This is a genomic window from Phocaeicola barnesiae DSM 18169 = JCM 13652, from assembly GCF_000374585.1.
Taxonomy (GTDB): Bacteria; Bacteroidota; Bacteroidia; order Bacteroidales; family Bacteroidaceae; genus Phocaeicola; species Phocaeicola barnesiae.
Genome location: NZ_KB894649.1, coordinates 33832 through 53442, shown reverse-complemented (window position 1 = coordinate 53442; position 19611 = coordinate 33832). Strand labels below are relative to the sequence as shown.

17 protein-coding genes and 2 tRNA genes are annotated in these 19611 nt (G+C 48.4%); 7 read left to right on the top strand and 12 right to left on the bottom strand.

Going from position 1 to position 19611, the window contains the following annotated elements; genetic code table 11:
• Nucleotides 1-9: 9 nt before the first annotated feature.
• Nucleotides 10-480: an NfeD family protein gene (locus tag C510_RS0108320; RefSeq protein ID WP_018710887.1), complete on the bottom strand. Its 471-nt coding sequence runs from the start codon at nucleotides 478-480 to the stop codon at nucleotides 10-12.
• A 40-nt stretch (nucleotides 481-520) separates the two neighbouring features.
• Nucleotides 521-1939: a tetratricopeptide repeat protein gene (locus tag C510_RS0108315; protein ID WP_018710886.1), complete on the bottom strand. Its 1419-nt coding sequence runs from the start codon at nucleotides 1937-1939 to the stop codon at nucleotides 521-523.
• Nucleotides 1940-2083: 144 nt separating this feature from the next.
• On the opposite strand from C510_RS0108315, the gene C510_RS0108310 reads away from it, so the two are divergent.
• Both C510_RS0108310 and C510_RS0108305 read left to right on the top strand, forming a co-directional pair.
• A complete protein-coding gene (locus C510_RS0108310; protein ID WP_018710885.1) occupies nucleotides 2084-2845 on the top strand; it encodes a PP-loop family protein in 762 nt (253 codons plus the stop codon).
• A 26-nt stretch (nucleotides 2846-2871) separates the two neighbouring features.
• The gene (locus C510_RS0108305) at nucleotides 2872-3246 is read left to right on the top strand and encodes a DMT family protein (RefSeq protein ID WP_018710884.1); all 375 of its coding nucleotides are present in this window, start codon (nucleotides 2872-2874) and stop codon (nucleotides 3244-3246) included.
• 74 nt (nucleotides 3247-3320) lie between these two features.
• Here the strand turns inward: C510_RS0108305 and C510_RS16895 are convergent, their stop codons facing one another.
• From C510_RS16895 to C510_RS0108265, 8 genes are all read right to left on the bottom strand, one after another.
• Entirely contained in the window at nucleotides 3321-4301 is a 981-nt protein-coding gene (locus C510_RS16895; protein ID WP_022339419.1) for a DUF4858 domain-containing protein, read from the bottom strand.
• Between the two features lie 15 nt (nucleotides 4302-4316).
• Nucleotides 4317-4811: a C40 family peptidase gene (locus tag C510_RS0108295; RefSeq protein WP_373690345.1), complete on the bottom strand. Its 495-nt coding sequence runs from the start codon at nucleotides 4809-4811 to the stop codon at nucleotides 4317-4319.
• Between the two features lie 268 nt (nucleotides 4812-5079).
• Nucleotides 5080-5787, bottom strand: coding sequence for an ABC transporter ATP-binding protein (locus C510_RS0108290; protein WP_018710881.1), 708 nt, complete (start codon nucleotides 5785-5787; stop codon nucleotides 5080-5082).
• 15 nt (nucleotides 5788-5802) lie between these two features.
• Nucleotides 5803-7287, bottom strand: coding sequence for a DUF5687 family protein (locus tag C510_RS0108285; protein WP_025892360.1), 1485 nt, complete (start codon nucleotides 7285-7287; stop codon nucleotides 5803-5805).
• Nucleotides 7288-7298: 11 nt separating this feature from the next.
• Nucleotides 7299-10118, bottom strand: a complete 2820-nt coding sequence (locus C510_RS0108280) for a M16 family metallopeptidase (protein WP_018710879.1) — start codon at nucleotides 10116-10118, stop codon at nucleotides 7299-7301.
• A gap of 61 nt (nucleotides 10119-10179) precedes the next feature.
• The gene (gene trxB / locus C510_RS0108275; protein WP_018710878.1) at nucleotides 10180-11127 is read right to left on the bottom strand and encodes a thioredoxin-disulfide reductase; all 948 of its coding nucleotides are present in this window, start codon (nucleotides 11125-11127) and stop codon (nucleotides 10180-10182) included.
• An 86-nt stretch (nucleotides 11128-11213) separates the two neighbouring features.
• Nucleotides 11214-11822 (bottom strand): outer membrane lipoprotein periplasmic chaperone LolA1, encoded by a 609-nt coding sequence (lolA1, locus tag C510_RS0108270; RefSeq protein ID WP_018710877.1) that lies wholly within the window; start codon nucleotides 11820-11822, stop codon nucleotides 11214-11216.
• A 92-nt stretch (nucleotides 11823-11914) separates the two neighbouring features.
• Nucleotides 11915-14482 (bottom strand): FtsK/SpoIIIE family DNA translocase, encoded by a 2568-nt coding sequence (locus C510_RS0108265; protein WP_026320156.1) that lies wholly within the window; start codon nucleotides 14480-14482, stop codon nucleotides 11915-11917.
• A 102-nt stretch (nucleotides 14483-14584) separates the two neighbouring features.
• Between C510_RS0108265 and C510_RS0108260 the strand changes: the two genes are divergently transcribed.
• From C510_RS0108260 to C510_RS0108250, 3 genes are read left to right on the top strand one after another with little or no spacing between them, the layout of a single operon-like run.
• Complete coding sequence (locus C510_RS0108260; RefSeq protein ID WP_025892359.1) at nucleotides 14585-15202, top strand: DUF5063 domain-containing protein; 618 nt, start codon at nucleotides 14585-14587, stop codon at nucleotides 15200-15202.
• A 13-nt stretch (nucleotides 15203-15215) separates the two neighbouring features.
• Nucleotides 15216-15869: a 3'-5' exonuclease gene (locus C510_RS0108255; RefSeq protein WP_018710874.1), complete on the top strand. Its 654-nt coding sequence runs from the start codon at nucleotides 15216-15218 to the stop codon at nucleotides 15867-15869.
• A gap of 28 nt (nucleotides 15870-15897) precedes the next feature.
• Complete coding sequence (locus C510_RS0108250) at nucleotides 15898-17085, top strand: class I SAM-dependent rRNA methyltransferase (RefSeq protein WP_018710873.1); 1188 nt, start codon at nucleotides 15898-15900, stop codon at nucleotides 17083-17085.
• Between the two features lie 77 nt (nucleotides 17086-17162).
• On the opposite strand, the gene C510_RS0108245 is transcribed toward C510_RS0108250, so the two are convergent.
• Nucleotides 17163-18347, bottom strand: a complete 1185-nt coding sequence (locus C510_RS0108245; RefSeq protein WP_081621826.1) for an OmpA family protein — start codon at nucleotides 18345-18347, stop codon at nucleotides 17163-17165.
• A gap of 226 nt (nucleotides 18348-18573) precedes the next feature.
• Between C510_RS0108245 and C510_RS0108240 the strand changes: the two genes are divergently transcribed.
• A tRNA-Pro gene (locus C510_RS0108240) sits at nucleotides 18574-18648 on the top strand.
• Nucleotides 18649-18690: 42 nt separating this feature from the next.
• Nucleotides 18691-18765: transfer RNA gene (locus C510_RS0108235), tRNA-Pro, on the top strand.
• Between the two features lie 10 nt (nucleotides 18766-18775).
• Here C510_RS0108235 and C510_RS0108230 read toward each other — a convergent pair.
• The gene (locus C510_RS0108230) at nucleotides 18776-19606 is read right to left on the bottom strand and encodes an AraC family transcriptional regulator (RefSeq protein WP_018710871.1); all 831 of its coding nucleotides are present in this window, start codon (nucleotides 19604-19606) and stop codon (nucleotides 18776-18778) included.
• Nucleotides 19607-19611 lie beyond the last annotated feature (5 nt).

Sequence of the window (19611 nt, the reverse complement as noted above, 5' to 3'; positions counted from 1 at the left end):
AAATAAAAATCAATGATTGATACGCTGTACATATACCACACCGTTACTGATGCGGCTGACCTGAATCGGGGTCCGTTCGTCGATGAAACCGTCGGCCGACTGGACTTCCAGCTGGTGTCCGTTGATTTCGGCATTGCCGATCAGGGTCAGACGGGTGAGGGCGATTCCCGTATCGCCTACCTTCAGGCCGGTGCCTGCCAATGGGTCGGGCCGGAAATCCAGGCTTTTCTTCACTGCCAGCCGGTCTACCGTTTTCGTGCGGACGAACCAGGTGGTAATGGCGACGATTCCCAGAAATACCACTCCCAATGTTATCCATCCGGCTTGGGTGCCTAAGGTGTCGAACGCAAAATAGATTGCATACAGCAGACTGGCGGCAGAAGCAATGCCTGCCACACCGAATCCCGGTATCAGAAATACCTCGGTAATGAAGAGAAGCAGTCCACCGATAATCAAGACAAATAGAATCAGTATATCCATAACCAGTGGTTTAAAAGTGATTAATCAGGAATTGAAAGCCTTATGAACGGGCTTTCAATTCGGTATTACGTACTTCAAAAGTCAATTTCTCTATTTCCTTGTACAGCTCCTGGATGCGTTTTTCCTGATCCAGAATAGCCGGAGTCATGCTGTCTTTTCTTGACTTCTGGGCAGAGGCGTAAGTGTCTCTCTGTTCGTTCAGGGAACGCTTCATCGCCTCCAGGTCCTTCTGCTTCTGCGACAGCTCCTGATAGAGTTTCCGTGCCTCCTTGGACTGGAAATCGTCCAGCACATGATAGGTAATTCCGTCATTGATGATGAAGGTGAAATCACCTTTTGCCTTTTGTTCGTGCTGTTGCTGGTACATGGCTTTGGCCAGCTGTTGTTTGGCCAGCCGTACCTTGTCAGCATTTCCCCAGGTCGCCTGGATGTTCTTCAGGGAAGCGTAGGTAGCCAGTTGTTCTTCACCGGTCAGGTCATAGTCATACACTTCTTTCGAATCGTTAGGAGCGAATACATAGATGCATACTTTCCCTTCGGGTTGGAAGCGGTCGGAAGCGAACCAGCCCAGGTTATTGAAATCATCGATGGCGTACATGTAGTCGTTGTACGGCGAGTTGAACGGCATACCGATGTTGTCCGGCCGTAGGTAGGTGTTGTCTTCCGAGTCGTACCGGGTTACAAAGATGTCGTATCCACCCAGGTTGTCTCCTCCTTGTGCCGCATAATAGACCGTGATGCCGTCTGAATCGACAAACGGATAGTTCAGGTTCGTACCTGTCTCGTTCAGGCTGTTCAGCCGTTCAGGGTCTCCCCAATGGTCGATGAGCATGCTTTGGGCATACAGTTGGGTCTGTCCCTCTTCGTTTTCCTTGGCCAACAGCATCTTGTCACCCATCTCGTTGGTGAAGCTGGTGCAGGTACCTTCGCCGGTAAATTTGATTTCACCGGCCTGAGGGCTTAGCTTGTATGCCTGCAGGAAATCTGTCTTGTCGACAACAAAACTGTCGATGACTGCCACTTTCTCTACTCCGCGGAACATACGTGAGCCGATCCGGAATTTCTCCAGCAGTTCTTCTGCTTCTGCTGTATCCCGCTTTTTCTTCTCCAACCAGGAGATATGTTCCTCCAGGTTGTCTACCGCTTCGTCGAAACGGTACGTATCGTAATAGGCTTTGCCCAGATAGAGGTAGGCATTGATGACTTTTCTTGCCGCACTTTTCTCCAGGTAGGGGATGGACTCCTGCAGTTCTCCGGTTTCGTAGCAGCAGGCTCCATACCAGAAATTGTAGTTGGCGTTCGAAGGAGATTGTTTTACCAGACGCTGGAATACCGGTTTGGCCTGGGCAAATTCTCCGTTCAGAAACATTTTCTGTGCTTCGCTGAGTGTCTGTGCCGATAATCCTCCGGCCAGGAGGAGTCCGCTTAAAGTCAAGATATATGTTTTATTTTTCATCATGATGGGTTCAGTTTAGATTTTGTCAGAAATTTATTCAAAAATACAAAGAATATTGGAATTTCATTCTTTTGGCAGATTCTATTTTTCATTTTCTTGAGTAAATCATTCTTTTCATGTAATTTTGCAGCCGATTTTGAAAAGCTTATGGGAAAACTGACGGAAGAAGCAAAGCTGATGCGCCGCATCGAACAGCGTTTTATGAAAGGAATTGTCCAGTACGGTCTCATTGAAGAAGGGGATAAGATTCTGGTGGGATTGTCGGGAGGGAAAGATTCGCTGGCCCTGCTGGAGCTGTTGGCCCGCCGTTCCCGGATTTATAAGCCGAGGTTTTCTGTGGTGGCTGTCCATGTAGTTATGACGAACATTGCCTACGAGTCGGATATGGATTATCTGCGTACGTATGCCGAAGGATTGGGAGTCCCTTTCGTCCGTTACGAGACATCGTTCGACCCTTCGACGGACAACCGCAAGTCTCCGTGTTTCCTTTGCTCCTGGAACCGTCGGAAAGCCTTGTTTACAGTGGCCAAAGAGCAGGGATGTAACAAGATTGCCTTGGGGCATCACATGGATGACATTCTGGAGACTTTGCTGATGAACATGACTTTTCAAGGGGCTTTCAGTACGATGCCTCCGCGGTTGGTGATGCGCAAGTTCGATATGACGATTATCCGTCCGATGTGTCTGGTGCATGAATCGGATCTGGTGGAAATGGCTGCCTTCAGAGGGTATCGCAAGCAAATCAAGAATTGTCCGTATGAAAAGGATTCGCACCGTTCGGAAATGAAGGACGTGCTGAAACGGCTGGAGGCGATGAATCCTGAAGCGAGATTCAGTCTATGGAGTAGCATGAACAACGTGCAGGCTGATTTGTTGCCGGTGGAGGTCGGAGAACAAGAAAAGGTATAAAAAAGAATGATTAAAGAAATAGAGATATGCTATCAAATGGTATTTATTCAGTAGTATTGCTGATTTTCTCAAACATCTTCATGACTTTCGCCTGGTATGGTCATCTGAAGATGCGGGAAGAATTCAGCTGGTTTGCATCGTTGCCGCTGATTGGGGTCATAGCCTTCAGTTGGGCCATTGCTTTTTTTGAGTATTGTCTGCAGGTTCCTGCCAACCGCTTGGGATTCCGTGACAGCGGGGGACCGTTCGACATCATGCAGTTGAAGGTGATTCAGGAAGTGATTACGCTGGTAGTCTTTACCGTCTTCTCGGTCATCGCTTTCAAGATGGAGTTGAAATGGAATCATCTGGCAGCTTTTGTCTGTCTGATTCTGGCCGTTTATTTTGTATTCAAAAAGTAATTAATCCTTCAGATACATGTGCAGAAAGCCGTCTCGATGAGGCGGCTTTCTGTATATCTGATGGGAATATTCCGTCAATTCTGCTTTTCCTTGAACCGGCGCTGTTCCTTTTCTACATCATACTGATTCCGGTATGTCTTGTCCCTGCGGAAGAATTCAAGTCGGCGTAGGGAATCCTGAACCTTCTGTTGGCGCATTTCGTCATACCAGTCGGCTACGTTGTCTCCCGATTGCGGCTTGGGCGCTTCAGTGGAGTCCTTGCGCTGGGCTGTTTCTGCCTTCAAGGAATCCATAAGGACCTGGGTCAGTGAGTCATTCTCTTCAACAGAATGTTGGTAGATGGGGAGGGTCTGGTCTCCTGCGAAACGGGTTGCCAGAACGGGCTCGGCCACTGTTTCTACCTTATCCTTTTCATGCTGGATATAGGTGGGGAATTTCAGGCTGTCCTCCTTGGTAGGCTGGTAGTCTTTGTAGGTTTTCCAGGCATTGGCATGTTTACGGTTGTGGGCAAGCATGCGTCCACGTGGGCTGAGCACATCATAAAGGAATCCGTTGATATCTCCGCTGATACTCGCACTGGGGCCGATTGGGGCTACCATTCGGGCGTAGTTGGCTCCCGGCATGACAGGCATGCTCCGTCCGTACTCTTCCGGCTTAGGTCCAAACGGGTTGAGTGTCCAATAGATTTTCCATTCTTTCGGACGTCCGGTTACCAATACATCGTATACCGGGTCTTCACCGAATTTGGTCCAGATGGTGTAGGGCTCCGCCCGGATGTAACCGATGATTTTCTTGACAGTGGTGGTATCCGTCAGGCTCCGGGGCATCTTGATGTCGGTGCGGAATTCCATCCATTTCTTTTCCAGCGGTGACTCCAGGGGTTTGGCTATCTCTTCCGTAGGACGTGTAAAGTCAAACTGAATCATCTTGATAGCATCCTCGTTCAGTTTCAGCTCTTGGTCTTGCCCCTGTTGGGCTGCCGCCGGCAGGATGGAGGCGCTGCATAAGATGAAAGGCATGCAGGGACGTAATGCGTGTATGTGCAGATGTTTCATGAGTGTGTGTCGGAATTAATCGGATATTCTTCCTCCTTGCATCCAGCATCTGCGGTAGTAAGGCTCGTCCAGTGCGCTGACAATCACTCCCTGGCTGCTGCTGGCATGGATGAACTTCCCTTCCTTCAGGTAGATTCCTACATGGCTGGCTTTCCGTTTCTTTTTCCCGTTGTGGAAGAACACCAGGTCGCCCTCCTTCAGGTTGCGCTTGGTTACTTTCCGGCAGTCTTCGGTGCGCTGGTCTTCCGAGCTGCGTTGCAGTTTCTTATGGTATACCTTCTTGTAAATGGAATAAGTCAGACCGGAACAGTCTGTACCTCGTTTGCTGGTTCCACCGTACCGATAGGGGACTCCCAGCCATTTGGAGGATTCCACGTAAAGGGCATGATTGTCTTTTTCATCGATATCCATTTCCAGGCGGATGGCAGCACGGGCCAGTTCCTGAAAATTATAGTGTGGAGTACGTGTCGTTCCACAGGAAGATAAAAGGAGTGTGATGAATGCTCCCATTATCAGAAGTCTGCCAGGTATGTATGTGTTATAGTGCATAAGCAATTCTGTCTTCATTCATTAACAAATATACGATAAAAGGGAAAACTGTTGCCAAGAGTGTCTGGCAAATTTGGGTTATTTAAATGTATAGCCGTTTATCAAAGATTTTTTAATCCTTGGATAGAAGAAGTCAGCCTGATTGGCACGCCAATCAGGCTGACTTGAGAGTGTTTCAGGCTATGCATCTTCCAATCCGTTGCCGGCAAAGCGGTTTTCACCGACTGGTTCACTGCTCGATCTCGAAGTAGGCTTCCAGTTCTTTTTCGGCATTGCCTTCTTCATTTTTCAGGTCACGGATAATTACGCCGTGCTCCAGCAGGATGATGTGCGAGCTGATGTCTACCGTATGGTTCAGGTTGTGGCTGGACACCAGAATGGTGGCACCGGTTTCCTGATGATATTCCCGGAGCAGGTGTTTCAAGGCTGATTGGGAACTCGGGTCGAGGAAGTTGAACGGTTCGTCCAATACCAACAGTTGCGGACGATTGAGCAGGGCTGCCAGAATCCCGACTTTCTGCTTGTTTCCGGCAGAGAGGTTACGGATGAATTTTTTCTGTCCCAGAATTTCTCCATTCATGAAACGTTCGTAGGCAGACAGCCGTTCGTCTACGGTGGCCGCATCGAGTCCGCATATCTTGCCGATAAAGTGGAAGTATTCTTCCGGTGTCAGGTAATCTATCAGAAAACTTTCATCTAGGTATGCACCGGTGAACTCCTTCCACTCTTCGCTGCGGCTTACCTCGATGTCGCCGATACATACGTGACCTTCATCTGCTTTCAGCAAGTCGAGCATGAGCCGGAAGAGGGTTGTCTTTCCGGCACCGTTGTTCCCCACCAATCCTACAATTTCGCCTCCGGTAAGGGTATATTGGTCAATGTCCAGAGCCACATGGCTGCCATAACATTTCTTGAGTTTTTCTAAAATAATATCCATAAGTCAAATCTTTCGTTAACGGGTGTTTCTGAAATTCTCCATGTTCTGATAACGGCGTTTCATGAACCGTACATAGATGTTGTATATCCAGTAACGGTGTGTCAGGAAACCTGCCAGTCCCAGCAGAATCATGATGATGTAAGCTGTATTACGTTCGAATATGGAAGTCAATACCTGGTTGATAAGGAGGGGTATGGTCATGACTGCTATGGAAACGATTGATTGATATTTGTTGTTGTTCTGTCGTTTCCCTATCATGCTTACGTTCAATGGCATGGTCCTGTCGTTATAAACTGCCATCTGCATCAGGCAGGCGAATACCGGTCCCATGGCGAAGAACAGGTAACTGAGTGACATCAGCAAGGGCATGGAACCTTTGATGACAGGAACCAGACAGAGCAGGAACGGAATCAGAAGGAAGATGCATTGCAGGTAATATTTGGCCCGCAGCATGTTGTAGATGCTTTCTTTCCGTACCATCAGTCCGTCGATGTAGTTCCCTTCGATGGCCATGACCTGGATGAGTGTCATGATACCGAATACGATGTAGCAGTACAGGCACATGAAATCGTTCATCAGGCTGTTTTCTCCGTAGACATTGAAGGTAAGGAAGGCGGCGAACATAACGACGCAAGCCATCAGCATCCAGAACTGACTTTTCGGCGATTTGTTGCGGAAAAGCATTTTCAGCTCCAGCCGCATGTATTCGCCTACATTGCCATAACGGTCGAAGAAACTATAGCTGCTGATGTGTCTGACATGGGTATCTTCCTTGCGTGACAGTTCGTTGTGGATAAGCTTCAACTGTACCCGATAGTTGATGTAGGCCATCAGGAAAATAGCGGCCAGTTCACCCAGGTAGGAGAGGGGGTTCCAAAAGATGAATGCCTCGCCCAGATTTATGGTAAAGGTGCTCAGCCATCCTGTTTCCGGCAGAAACTCGATGAGTGCCAGTATACCGTATACCGGAACGATCCACAGGATATTGAGGAATTTCTGTCGGATCAGTACCTTGATGAGCATGCTCCAGTAACTGTTGAAGACCATAAGCAGCCAGATGCCAAGCGCATAGCCTATTACACCGGTCAGTCCGTAGAAACGGGTGACAGTAATCAGGGCGAACGGGACGAAGAAGAACAGCCAGAAAAGGTTGAACAGACTTAATCCGGAGTCTATCAGCAGGATACTCATGATTTTCCGTTTCGGAACAGGAAGCAGCAGGAAAGGCTTGATGGCCTGCACGGGTGTTGGAAACAGGAAGCGGATGAGGAAGTCCAGAATCAAAAAGATGATCAGACCTTGGTTCAATACATGATAGGGTTCCATGTTCGGGGAATCCTCTTCAAAAGCAAAGGACAGCATGACCCCGAAAAAAATGAGGTATGCTGCCCAGAATGCGACGGCGAAATACATCAGGAACTTGGCAAAGCGGTTCTTGTCGAACATCGGACTCCGCTTTGCGTCAAGTTTCTGAAGTTTGCGTATATCAGTGTATAACACGGCTCTTGGTCTTATTGGTTGTCGGGTGAACTCATGCTGATTTCAATCCGGTTCTCCTGGCCGAAGAAATTCTTGGCGAATTCTTTCAGGTCGTTGGCGGTAATACTGTTGACCATGTTTTCATAACCGGTATTCATATCCAGGTTGTCCCAGTAATATTCGTTCAGGATGTTTAACCAGTATCCGTTTTCTTTCTGGTTCTGCTGGTAGGTCTTCAGCATGTATTCTTTTACCTTGTTCAGGTCTTCTGCTTTCGGACCGTTGGCTATGAAATCGTCGATACCTTTGTAGATCAGTCCGATCATCTTGTCCCGTCTGTTCGGGTCTGTGTCGAAATAAATCTGGAGAACGGCTTTCGGCTGCGGATATTTGCTGATGGAACCGCTACAGCTTACTCCATAGGAACCACCTTCGTCTTCACGGACAGTCTGTGTATAGAGAATGTCCAGCAGCTGGCTGAGCATGCTCATCTGCAGACGGGTCTTCATGTCGTACGTACATTTTCCGCTGTTTATAATCAGGATACTTGCCTTCGGATTTTCCAGTACTCTGGTAAAATTGTTGTTGTATTCGCCCTGGCGGATATTCATTTTCGTATCACGGAAATTTTCCTGGCGGTTAATGGTCGGCAATGCTCCCAGATATTGTTCAATCATCGGAGTGGCAGTAGCCGGATCGATGTTTCCTACCAGGATGAACGTGAAGTCACTGGCATCCTTGAAACGGTCCTGATACAGAGCCATAATCTTGTTATAATCTACCTGGTCCATGTGTTCGGCCTTCAGGCTGATGGCACGCGGATGGTGATTGTACAGAGCTACGGTCAGTGTATCCTGGAAGGCTGCCATCGGGTCGGCTGCCTGGTTGACCAAAGCAGCTTTCGTACGGGTGATGAAAGAAGTGAATGCGTCCTTGTCCATACGTGGCGCGGTGAAGCGCAGGTAAACGAGCTGCATCATGGTTTCCAGGTCTTTCGGTGAACAACTTCCACTCAATCCTTCTGAATAAGTATTTACGAAAGAAGAAGCCGAAGCTCTTTTTCCAGCCAGTACCTTCTCCAGGTCTACGTTGTTGAAATTGCCCAAACCACCCAAATCAACGACTTCATTCATCAGGGAGAACTGAAGCGCATCTTTGTCCTCGAACAAAGAGTTTCCACCCGGACTGAATGCCTGCATGTGGATTTCATCGGCTTTGAAGTCGGTAGGTTTCATGATGACGCGGACGCCGTTACTTAAAGTCAGGACGGTAGAGCCGAAAGCTCCCTGTTCTGTCTTCACTACTTTTCCACCCTGCGGTTTTTCTTTCAATAAAGGTTCATCGGATACTTTATCGACGTAAGCCTCCAGCTTTTCGGCCTTCACTTTATTGATGACGGCTTTTACTTCGGCTTCTGTAGGATACTTCATACCTTCTTTTTCAGGACAGAAAATACCAACCGTAATGTTCTTTTCACCGATGAACTGTTTCATCATTTCGTTGATGGCTTCTACCGGAATGTTCGGTGCCAGCTGGTTCATGATGGCATATTCGTTCTCGATACCCGGTATCGGTTCGTTGTCGATGAAATGACGGACATATTCATTGACATAGGTATAATTCTTCTGCTTGTTGCGTTCGTTATAAGCTGATTCCAGGCTACGCAGGTAGTCTGCCTTGGCACGGGCATATTCACTGGCTGTGAATCCGAACTGACGGACACGTTCTATTTCGCGCATCAAAGCTTCTGTTGCTCCTAAAATACCGTCTTCTTTGGCTACCGCAATACCGGTGAAGGCTCCTTTGGTCTTGGATACCAGATAATCCCCATCTTCAGCGAGGGCCTGGATGAACGGAGGATTCGGCTTCTGCATGATTTCGTTCAGACGGGCATTCAGCATATTGGCTATCATGGAAGACATGTAGTTGACCGCCAGATAACCTACATTTCCTTTCTGGTCGTTCGGAAAAGCCTCATGCTTGTGGAAGATGTAAATGATGGGCACCTGCTGTTCCTTGTCTTTCGCAATGGCAATCAGCGGCTCCTCGTTATCCGGTACCGGGAAATAAGTGCGTTCGGCTGCGTCGGCAGGCATCTGTATCGGTGAGAAGATTTTCTTGATTTTAGCTTCAATCTTGTCTACGTCAATGTCACCTACTACAATGATTCCCTGCTGGTCCGGACGATACCATTTCTCGTAGTAGTCCCGAAGTGCCTGGTGTGGGAAATTGTCTACCACTTCCATGGTTCCGATGGGCAGACGATAACCGTATTTGCTGTCCTTGTACAGGATTGGGAATGTTTTCTCGTACATACGCATCATGGCTCCGGTACGGGTACGCCATTCTTCGTGGATGACTCCGCGTTCCTTGTCGATTTCTTTCGGGTCAAGGGTCAGACCGTCGGCCCAGTCATGCAAAATCAGCAGACAGGAATCTACGATACCGTCACGGATGACAGGTACGTTGGAGATGTTGTAGACGGTTTCATCAACCGAAGTATATGCGTTCAGGTTGGCTCCGAATTTTACGCCAATGGTTTCCAACCAGTCGCGGAGGGAAGATCCCGGGAAGTTTTCCGTGCCGTTGAAACACATGTGCTCCAGGAAGTGTGCAAGACCGCGTTGGTTGTCTTCTTCCAGAATAGAACCTACTTTCTGTGCAATGTAGAAATCGGCCTGATTTTCGGGGAGTTCATTGTGACGGATGTAATAAGTCAAGCCGTTTTCCAACTTACCGATACGGACGTTCGGGTCGGTTGGAAGAGGGGGCATTTGCTGGGCAAATGCGGTGGCGATACCACCGAAGAACAGTACGGCAACGACTGCTCTTCTGAATGAGTGCTTTCTCATAAGGTAATAGTGTATAGATTATAAATAAAGTCCGTCTTACAGAAAGGCGGACTTGAACTTTTTAGAGCATGCCTTTGGCCGACAGATAACGTTCTGCTTCAATGGCAGCTTTGCATCCGCTACCAGCAGCAGTAATGGCCTGGCGGTAATGAGGATCTGCTACATCGCCGGCGGCAAAAACGCCCGGGACTCCGGTACGTGGAGTATTTCCTTCGGTGATGATATAACCGACTTCATCGGTCTGTACCCATGGCTTGAAGATGGCTGAGTTCGGCTGGTGTCCGATAGCCAGGAAGAAACCGTCAATGGCAACATCGTAGCGTTCTTCATCGGCTTCGCCCATACGCTTTACTACGTGCATACCTTCCACACCGTTATCTCCATACAGGCCTACGGCGTTGTGCTCGAACAGCACTTTGATGTTCGGGTGGTTCAAGACACGTTCCTGCATGATTTTAGAAGCACGGAGGAACGGTTTGCGCACTACCAGATAAACCTGGCGGGCCAGACCGGCCAGATAGATGGCTTCTTCGCAGGCAGTGTCTCCACCTCCAACTACGGCCACTACTTTCTTACGGTAGAAGAATCCGTCGCAAGTGGCACAGGCACTAACACCCATACCGGCATATTTCTTTTCGTCTTCCAGACCCAGGTATTTGGCGGTAGCACCTGTCGAGATGATGACCGTATCAGCCGTAATCTCTTTTTCTTCATCGACGATGAAACGGTAGGGAGCCTGGCTCAAATCGGCTTTCGTAACGATGCCGTTACGGATATCAGTACCGAAACGCTCTGCCTGTTTGCGCAGGTCGTCCATCAGTACCGGACCGGTTACGCCTTCCGGATAACCCGGGAAGTTTTCCACTTCGGTGGTGATGGTAAGCTGACCGCCCGGCTGAATGCCTTCGTAAAGTACTGGAGAAAGATTAGCTCGGCTTGTATAGATAGCCGCAGTGTATCCTGCTGGGCCTGATCCGATAATCAGGCATTTTACATGTTCTGTTGTCATAATTCTGATTGCTTTTTAAGTATTCGATAACAAATGTAATTCTTTTTTTTATTTCTATCAGATAACTTCTCGTAAATAAACGGATATCATCTCATGTCAATGATCTCCGCATGAGGATATTGGCGTTCATTGAAGCGGAAGGTAGCATCATTGTAGTTCTGGTTGCTTCGGTAGGACTGGACAATGATTTCCTGTTTGTCTCCTTGACGGTTTTCGATACAGATGTATTGGGGAACATGGTCCTTTCCAATCAATAGGGTAATCTGCTTGATATCCTGTTTCTTCTGAGGAGTCAGGATAATTTCTTCACCGCTTTTGCCTTTCAGGGTCTTCTGCCCGGCATACCGATAGTTAAAGCCTTGTTTATACATGGAAATCCAGGTGTATGGATTGATGGTCTGTAACTCTTCTTCGGTGGGATTGCTGACGGTTACTTCTTCGTTCTGGCTTACGTAACTCCATTGGGTACGTCCGTCGAACCAGCTTTTCACACCGCCACATTCCAGGTAAAAACGGTTGCCGTCCAGCAGCAGCTTTCCGTTTTGTGAGCCGGTGAAATGAATGCTCACACCTCCTGCGTTCTGGTAGATTTCAGTAGTCTGGTCAAGCAGTTTCTTGGCCTTTGTATCTTGCTGGGCATAGGTCACTGCAAGGGCAGACAGCCACAGGATTCCTATCAGAAAAATTCGTTTCATACTTCTTGTTTTTGGGTTAATGTCTTGATTGGTTTTTGTTTTTCAGGTTTCCAGTTTCCTGTTGGTCTCATGCAAGAAAGGGTAGGGGAGGGTTACTCCTTCAGCCCTTTCATGCGCATATCCAGATCGTTCTCGTCCATGCAGAGAACTTCGCGTGCCTTGCTTCCGTTGGTCGGACCTACGATACCTGCTCTTTCCAACTGGTCCATGATACGTCCGGCACGGTTATATCCGATAGAGAACTTACGTTGAATCAGTGAAGTAGAGCCTTGCTGATGATAAATCAGTAAGCGGGCTGCTTCTTCAAACAACGGGTCCAGACGGTTCATGTCCACATCGGCTACACTACCTGAGTCGCTGTTCTCGTCGACGTATTCCGGCAGCATGAAGGCCGTAGGATAACCTTGCTGTTTGCTGATGAAGTCTGCAATCCGTTCCACTTCCGGTGTATCGACAAACGCACATTGTACACGTACCGGGTCATTGCCCTGCAGGTAAAGCATATCACCCTTACCGATGAGCTGTTGAGCGCCCGGACGGTCCAGAATGGTGCGTGAGTCCATCATGGAGGCTACCTTGAAGGCTACACGGGCCGGGAAGTTCGCTTTGATGGTACCGGTGATGATGTTGGTCGTCGGACGCTGGGTGGCGATGATGGCGTGGATACCCACAGCACGTGCCAACTGGGCGATACGACAGATCGGAAGTTCTACATCCTTGCCGGCTGTCATAATCAGATCGCCGAACTCATCGATGATGATGACGATGTAAGGCAGGAAATGATGTCCCTTTTCCGGGTTCAACTGGCGGTTGATGAACTTCTGGTTATATTCCTTGATGTTTCGGCAGCCGGCTTTACGAAGCAGGTCGTAACGGGTATCCATCTCTACACACAAGGAGTTCAGGGTCTGCACCACTTTGGTAACATCGGTGATGATGGCGTCTTCACCGTCGGGAAGCTTGGCCAGGAAGTGGCGTTCTATCGGTGCATAGATGGCGAATTCCACTTTCTTGGGGTCAATAATGACAAACTTCAGTTCGCTCGGGTGCTTCTTGTAAAGCAGTGAGGTTACGATGGCATTCAGTCCGACAGACTTACCTTGACCGGTTGCACCGGCTACCAGCATGTGGGGGGCCTTGGCCAAGTCAACCATGAATACTTCGTTTGTGATGGTCTTACCCAAAGCTACCGGTAAGTCGAAGGTCGTCTCCTGGAATTTCCGGCTGGCCAGGATCGAACTCATCGGGACGATGTGCGGATTGGCGTTCGGCACTTCGATACCGATGGTACCTTTTCCCGGAATCGGAGCGATGATACGGATGCCCAAGGCTGAAAGGCTGAGGGCGATGTCATCTTCCAGGTTACGGATTTTGGAGATACGGACTCCTTCGGCCGGGGTAATTTCATAGAGGGTAATGGTGGGACCTACACTGGCCTTGATGGAAGATATTTCAATGCCGAAGCTGCGGAGCACCTTGATGATGCGGTCCTTGTTGGCATTCTGTTCTTCCATGTCGATGGCCGGTACGTTGTCATCGTAATTTTTCAGCAGGTCGAGAGTCGGGAACTGGTAATGTTCCAGATCCAACCGAGGATTATACGGCTGGGTCAGTTCTCCATGTAACATTTCATCGTCTTCGTGTATCTCATCGCTGATTTCAAACGAGGGCTCGGACGGTTGGGAAGTTGTCTCTACAGTCACAGTCGGTCTGGAGGCAACCGGTTCGGCAATGGTTGGTTCCAGTTCGACTACCCGTGCATCACGGGTGTCATTGGAGTGGGAGGAATGAAGGTAAGAAGGTTCTTCATCCTCCTCTTGCTCAAAAGGGCGTGCCGTTGTATCTTCGGATGCCTCTTCTGCCTTCTCCTCTTCTTCTGTCGCTACAGCCTGAGAGGACATTTGTTGCTCTTCGGGCTGTCTCAACTCAGGTTCTTCGACGGTTTCGGCTGATTCTGGATGTATGGCATCGTTCCCGGAATTTTCAGTCGCTTCCGGTTGTACCTTTCCTTTGCGTTTGAAACGTGATAAATCGGGGCGGAGCGCCTTGCGGACCACCCAAATGGTCTTACGGGTCAGCAAAAGGGCGAACAGGACAGCAGTGACCAGCAGTAGCAGGAACATTCCCGGCATTCCTATCTGTGACGAAATCCACTGGCAGGCATTGTAACCGTGCAGGCCTCCCGGGTAAATGAAAGAGTCGGTCAGGAACGGTTGGACTCCAAAGGCTAGCGCCAAAGACAACCAGATCATGACGATGCTGCAGCCGATGAACCATTTCAACAGGTTGAACTGATAGGCTTTCATCAGACTCATGCCGGCTACAATCAGATACACGACGATGGCATACGCTGATATACCGAAACAGCCGTTGATAAGGAATTGAGCCAATTGGGCTCCCCGTGGTCCAGCCACGTTCTGTATCTGGTTGTCCGTACGTGCCAGTTCTCCCGGTTCCGGATGCTCCAACAGGCTTTGGTCTGCTCCTCCGGTAAAGAAGAACGATGTAAAAGCCAGCAGGAGGTATACGCCGAAAATCACCATAAGCAATCCTAGGGCGAAATGGATGCTCTCGCCTTTCATGGCGGTGACAATTTTTTCTTTGGAGAAGAGGCTTTCTTCGTGTGTTTCCGAGGCCTTTGTCTCTTTCTTTTTCTTTATCATAGTCGTATGCATTTTATCAGTTAGAATCATGCAAATGTACGAATAAAACTAAAAATGAAAAATTTTTTTCGTATCTTTGCCTGCCTATTATGCTTAATTATGGAAAAAAGTATACAACCCATCTTTGATAAGAATACCGTTGAATTTGTGACTGTAGCGGCTGAATTGTGTGGATTCCTGGAACGGACTTCTTTGCAGAAGCGTAGTGACTTTGTCGATAAGTTGTTGAAGGTATTACCCTTGCTTTATTTGAAGGCTTCTCTGCTTCCGGTTTGTGAACGCATGGAAGAGGATGACGTGGAGACGTTTGTGACAGAGTCCGACTATAATCAGCTCCGCTCCGAAATAGCGGCTTTGTTGGGTGATGGAGACGATTATCTGGAAGTGTTCCTTGATGACATGGCATACAGCGACTCTCCTATCCGTCAGGAGATTTCCGAAGGTCTGGCAGACATCTATCAGGTGTTGAAGGATTTTATCTGTGTCTATCAGTTGGGATTGCCTCAGACCATGAACGATGCATTGGCGGTATGCCGGGAACGGTTCGCCGAATACTGGGGACAACGGCTGGTGAATGTGATGCGTCCGTTGCATGAATTGAAATACAGCCGGAATGCTTCCTGGGAGGAGGCCGATGACTCGGAAGATATCTACGAGGATAACTGTACGGAAGAGGAGTTATACGAAGGGTTGGATATGGGTGAGGATGAACCTTAAAGCAGGATGAACCATGATTTTATTAAAGAACAAGATAGATAAAAAGAAAATAGCGGAGCTCCCGAAAGTGACTTTTCCGGGGCGTATCTTTGTCATTTATACAGAAGCGGAGGCACGGAAAGCGGTTGAATACCTGAACACCCGGACCATTGTCGGAGTGGATACGGAGACACGTCCTTCTTTCCGTAAGGGCTCGGTCAATAAAGTGGCTTTGCTGCAGGTGTCTACGCATGATACTTGTTTCCTGTTCCGGCTGAACAGCCTGGGCTTACCTGACTTTCTGGAGGATTTCCTGCTGAATGATGTGTTGAAGGTCGGTCTTTCATTGAAGGATGATTTTGCCATGCTCCGTCGGAGAAACCAGAAAGACCTGCGGGTGGGAAATTGGATTGAACTGCAGGACTATGTGCCTCGTTTCGGTATTGAGGAAATGAGCCTGCAGAAAATCTATGCCTTGCTCTTTGGCCAGAAGATTTCGAAAAACCAGCGCTTGTCCAACTGGGAGGCTGATACGCTGACCGAAGCACAGCAGTTGTATGCGGCAACAGATGCCTGGGCCTGCGTCCGTATCTACGAATATTTGGAGGATTTGCGTGCTTCAGGAAATTATGTCATCGAAAAAGTGGAGGATTCCGTCCCGGCTGTGGGCAGTGAGGACTTGAACTGATAAATGGATTATTTACCTATAGTTATATATGGCTTATAAAAAAGTATTTCTTAAACCGGGCAAGGAGGATTCACTCCGCCGGTTCCATCCCTGGGTCTTCTCCGGAGCTTTGGCACGCGTGGAAGGTGAACCTGAAGAAGGGGAGGTAGTGGATGTCTATACTTCCAAGAAGGAATTTATTGCCTGTGGACATTACCAGATTGGCAGTATCGCTGTACGGGTATTGTCTTTCAAGCAAGAGACCATTGATGCGGATTTCTGGAAGCGTCGGTTGCAGGTGGCAAAAGATTTGCGTGTGGCACTGGGATTGATCGGTAACCCGAAAAACAATACCTATCGCCTGGTTCATGGCGAAGGAGATAACTTGCCGGGACTGATTATCGATGTGTATGATCATACGGCGGTCATGCAGGCTCATTCGGCAGGCATGCACATGGACCGGTTGGCGATTGCCGATGCTCTGGATACCGTGATGGGCGACGTGGTACAACATATTTATTATAAGAGTGAGACTACTTTGCCTTATAAGGCTGATTTGGTGGCTACAGAGAACGGTTTCCTGAAAGGCGGTAGCCCGGAGAATGTGGCTATGGAAAACGGTCTGCTGTTTCACGTAGACTGGCTGAAGGGGCAGAAGACCGGTTTCTTTGTCGATCAGCGTGAGAACCGTGCCTTGCTGGAGCACTATGCTCATGGACGGAGTGTATTGAACATGTTCTGTTATACCGGAGGTTTTTCGTTCTATGCCATGCGCGGAGGGGCCAAACTGGTACATTCTGTCGACAGTTCGGCCAAGGCCATCGATTTGACCAATGAAAACGTCAAGTTGAATTTCCCGGGAGATGATCGTCATCAGGCGTATGCCGAAGATGCCTTCAAGTACCTTGACCGTATGGGCGACCAGTACGATCTGATTATTCTGGACCCGCCTGCTTTCGCCAAACATCGTGATGCGTTGCGGAATGCTTTACGAGGCTATACCAAATTGAACGCAAAGGCGTTCGAGAAGATTCGTCCGGGAGGTATTCTGTTTACGTTCTCCTGTTCTCAGGTAGTCAGCAAGCAGGATTTCCGCAATGCTGTCTTTACGGCAGCTGCACAGAGTGGACGGAGCGTGCGTATCCTGCACCAGTTGACACAGCCGGGCGACCATCCGGTAAATATCTATCATCCGGAAGGGGAGTATCTGAAGGGACTGGTCCTTTACGTGGAATAAGTGCTTATCAAGATATACAAGACGCAAAGAGGCTGCTCAGGAGATTTCCTGGCAGCCTTTTTCACATTTTCATTTGATTATTCAGAAACACTGACAATGGTAGCACGGCTCAATCTGGGTTGTCCGTCGAAGAGGTCGGCTACGCCTCCTTTGTAGGAGAGGATCAGCTGGTTCGGGTTTACGTTATATTTGTTTACCAATACATTGTATACGGCCTCTGCGCGTTGCTTGCTGAGCGCTTCATTGTATGCCGCTGTACCGGTCTGTTCGTCGGCATAACCGGTTACACGGAATTTGGCTGCCGGATATTGTTTGATCTTGTCGGCTATTTCTTTCAGGTTGATTTCTTCTTTCTGACTGACATCAGCCTTGTTGATATTAAAGAACACTACATAATTGGCCAGATTTGCCGGACAGGCTGCCACTGGAAGGACACCGTTCGATTGTGTAGCGTTGGCCAGATCCTGTTGCAGTTCTCCAATCTGGTTTCTAAGAAGCTGGTTTTCCTGATGCATTTCTTTCAGGCGGCTTTGTACGGCTGCAATCTCTTCTCCGGAAACCTGGTTAGGCCGGTTCCATCCTTTCTTGCCCAATTTATAACTTACGCCGACCAGTACAGCTGTGGTGGCTTCGTAATTTTTCCCGCCGACAATACCGTCCATATGGTCGTTGACGGCTGTAGCACGGAGCTCCAGATTGATGTTCAGAGAATTGTTTACCCGGAAACTGTTGATGAATCCCAAACCTACTCCCAGCTCGTTTTCTTTGCTCTGGTCTACGCCACGCAGATAGCTTATGCTGGCATAGGGGATGGCGTTATACACACGGTTCTCTTTGTAGCCCAGGAACAGGTTGGTGAAATTCAGCATCACATCGGCATGAGTTTGAATCATCCCCCATTTTGTACCGTATACCCCCGGTTTGATTTCCTTGTATACATGTCCTACATTCGGGCTCCATGAGAAGCCTTTGGCCTGATAACCGGCTACACCCAGACGCAGACCGATACCTGGAGTGAACCATTTGCCTGCGTTGATTTCTACGGCAGGTGTCACAAGTTTCCATTTGTTGTCATCCAGTTTGAAACCGTCACTGATGTACATTTGTGCACCACCGTTTACACCGATGAACCAATTGGCATTGAATCTGTTTGTTACTACCGCGTACTTGTCCGTATCGTTCTGCGGTTCGTCAGTTGCTGCAAAAGCACTCAGGCAGCTGGCCATAGTCAGGCCCAGACAGAAAAGTCTAGTTTGTTTCATTGTTTAGTTTATCTAGTTATGTTCTCAAAAAAGTGTTTCAGGTATCATGTACCATAATAACATCCTTTCATAAGAAAAGTTTGTCGGGTAGCTAAATTTTGTTTTTTCTCTTTTGATTTTACCCTATTTCTGTTCTGTAATCTGTTTTTATGTGAAAAAATTACCCGAGAACTTGCATGTTTCAAATATAAGACGTACCTTTGCATCGCTTTTGAAAAAAAGACCCCGGGGTGTAGCGCAGTCCGGTTAGCGCACCTGCTTTGGGAGCAGGGGGTCGTGGGTTCGAATCCCGCTACCCCGACAGACGGAGACAGAGACAGACAAGTCATTCAGATTACATATTCGGGGTGTAGCGCAGTCCGGTTAGCGCACCTGCTTTGGGAGCAGGGGGTCGTGGGTTCGAATCCCGCTACCCCGACAAGAGAGAGTCATACATTGGTATGACTCTTTTTCGTAATTTCTCCTCCATAATTCTTCGGTGTCATACCGGTGAGCTGTTTGAATACCCGGTTGAAGTTGTTCGGAGTGTTGAATCCTACTTCGTAAGCGACTTCCTGTATGCTTTTCTTGCCGTCGGCAAAAAGTTCGATGGCTCGGGTAATGCGTTGTTGGTTCAGATAACGGTTGAAGTGAATGCCGGAGTCATGCAGCAGGCGGCTAAGGTTCCGGACGGAAAAGCTGAATCGTTCGGCTACCTCTTCGATTTTCAGATTCTCATAGGCATGTTGTATCAGGTATTCCAATACCGGTCGGATACGTTCGTCGTTTGGAATTACCTTTGTTTTCAGCAGGTTTTCGATGTGGGGATTCATGGTGGGTAGCAACCGGAAGAAGCTGATGGCAAAATCGTATAGGTCCGGGGTATGCAGCCGTTCAATGAAAGGTCCTTTTGACGCGATGAACCGCAGGTTTTCGGCAACTACGGCGTGGGTGCTGTAAACGGAAAATTCTCCGTAAGGGTCTTTTCCTGTTTCCTTCGGCAGATTCAGGTAGAAGATGACCAGCGATACACGTCGGTTGTTGCTGGACAGGATATGGTTGCATTCTGAAGGAATCCAGGCGATGTGTTTTTCGGGGACAAAGTAGTTGGCTTCATTTATCTGAATATGGAGAGTCCCTGATAATGTATAGATTATTTGATGTTTCTGATGGGTGTGTACCGACAGGCTGATTTCCTCCCAACCGGTTTTTTTGATGACTATACTTTCTTCGGAAGACTCGTTGATGAGCGAAATATAGGCTTTTTGTTCCTGATTCATGGCGT

What these genes read in the sequence shown, in the direction of transcription:
- C510_RS16895 (WP_022339419.1), bottom strand. Translation starts at nt 4,301, where the DNA reads ATGAAACATCTGCACATACACGCATTACGTCCCTGCATGCCTTTCATC.
- C510_RS0108245 (WP_081621826.1), bottom strand. Translation starts at nt 18,347, where the DNA reads ATGAAACAAACTAGACTTTTCTGTCTGGGCCTGACTATGGCCAGCTGC.
- C510_RS0108295 (WP_373690345.1), bottom strand. Translation starts at nt 4,811, where the DNA reads ATGGGAGCATTCATCACACTCCTTTTATCTTCCTGTGGAACGACACGT.
- C510_RS0108230 (WP_018710871.1), bottom strand. Translation starts at nt 19,606, where the DNA reads ATGAATCAGGAACAAAAAGCCTATATTTCGCTCATCAACGAGTCTTCC.
- C510_RS0108315 (WP_018710886.1), bottom strand. Translation starts at nt 1,939, where the DNA reads ATGATGAAAAATAAAACATATATCTTGACTTTAAGCGGACTCCTCCTG.
- C510_RS0108310 (WP_018710885.1), top strand. Translation starts at nt 2,084, where the DNA reads ATGGGAAAACTGACGGAAGAAGCAAAGCTGATGCGCCGCATCGAACAG.
- C510_RS0108280 (WP_018710879.1), bottom strand. Translation starts at nt 10,118, where the DNA reads ATGAGAAAGCACTCATTCAGAAGAGCAGTCGTTGCCGTACTGTTCTTC.
- C510_RS0108255 (WP_018710874.1), top strand. Translation starts at nt 15,216, where the DNA reads ATGATTTTATTAAAGAACAAGATAGATAAAAAGAAAATAGCGGAGCTC.
- C510_RS0108305 (WP_018710884.1), top strand. Translation starts at nt 2,872, where the DNA reads ATGCTATCAAATGGTATTTATTCAGTAGTATTGCTGATTTTCTCAAAC.
- C510_RS0108320 (WP_018710887.1), bottom strand. Translation starts at nt 480, where the DNA reads ATGGATATACTGATTCTATTTGTCTTGATTATCGGTGGACTGCTTCTC.
- lolA1 (WP_018710877.1), bottom strand. Translation starts at nt 11,822, where the DNA reads ATGAAACGAATTTTTCTGATAGGAATCCTGTGGCTGTCTGCCCTTGCA.
- C510_RS0108250 (WP_018710873.1), top strand. Translation starts at nt 15,898, where the DNA reads ATGGCTTATAAAAAAGTATTTCTTAAACCGGGCAAGGAGGATTCACTC.
- C510_RS0108260 (WP_025892359.1), top strand. Translation starts at nt 14,585, where the DNA reads ATGGAAAAAAGTATACAACCCATCTTTGATAAGAATACCGTTGAATTT.
- trxB (WP_018710878.1), bottom strand. Translation starts at nt 11,127, where the DNA reads ATGACAACAGAACATGTAAAATGCCTGATTATCGGATCAGGCCCAGCA.
- C510_RS0108290 (WP_018710881.1), bottom strand. Translation starts at nt 5,787, where the DNA reads ATGGATATTATTTTAGAAAAACTCAAGAAATGTTATGGCAGCCATGTG.